General features: G+C 39.7%; 1 protein-coding gene. It reads left to right on the plus strand.

All coding sequences use genetic code 11. The features are described from left to right. Positions 1 to 78: 78 nt before the first annotated feature. A partial coding sequence (locus tag KTE19_RS13670) for an IS66 family transposase (RefSeq protein ID WP_249778678.1) occupies positions 79 to 954 on the plus strand: 876 nt, incomplete at its 3' end.

Raw genomic sequence — 954 nt, forward strand, 5'->3', positions numbered from 1 at the left:
TTAACCTTTCTAAAAGGTATAGTCAAGGTCTAAACTTCATGATATGATCATTGAAAACCAACCAAGGTGGTGAAACCAATGGATATCATTGAGGAGCTTAAAAAAATTAATGCCAGTCAACAGGCTCAAATTGAAGAGCTTATTAGGCAGAACCAAATTTTAACTGAACAGGTAAAATATCTTCGTAACAAATTATATGGTCACTCAAGTGAAAAAACGATTAATGATGGCCAAACATCTTTATTTGATGACGCCAGTAATGGTGTTTTCGAAGACCCAGAGTCAACTGGAGAACAAATCGAAATTGTCACAGTTCGTAAAAAGAAAAGGCAAAGTCAAAAAGCGAAAATCACGAAAGACCTCCCGGTAAAGGAAGAACTGATTGAATTAGCTGAACATAATTGCCACAATTGTGGCAATGCCTATCAGATATTTAAACGGTTGATTGGAGACAAATTTCATCTCCGACCAGCTCAAGCATACATAGTTCGTCGGTATCAGGAAGTTGGCAAATGCCAACATTGTTCAGAGGACGTCAATTACGATGGCGACCAATTTGTTTCGGCAACTGTCCCACAATCATTCATGGCCCATAGTTTGGCTTCAGAAGATTTAGTCGCAACAATTATTGCCAATAAATATGAATTAGCCTTGCCACTTTATCGTCAACGACAACGTTTAAAGGGATTGGGACTATCGGTATCCGAAGCCACCTTAAGTAATTGGGTGATTTATGGATCGGAGCGGGTTGCTTTAGTCGATCAGTTGCTTTTCAGGAAGCTTAAGCAGCAACCATATTTGCATGGTGATGAAACACCGATTCAGGTTTTACGAGAATCAGGGAAATCGCCAACCTCTAAATCATTTCTATGGGAAATGCGATCTGCCGCTAACGCGGCTACTTCAATTATCCATTTTCATTATGACCCATCTCGAAGTGAAAAAGTGGCTCGG

Origin of the sequence: Lentilactobacillus dabitei (assembly GCF_019061365.1) — a bacterium.
Lineage (GTDB): Bacteria > Bacillota > Bacilli > Lactobacillales > Lactobacillaceae > Lentilactobacillus > Lentilactobacillus dabitei.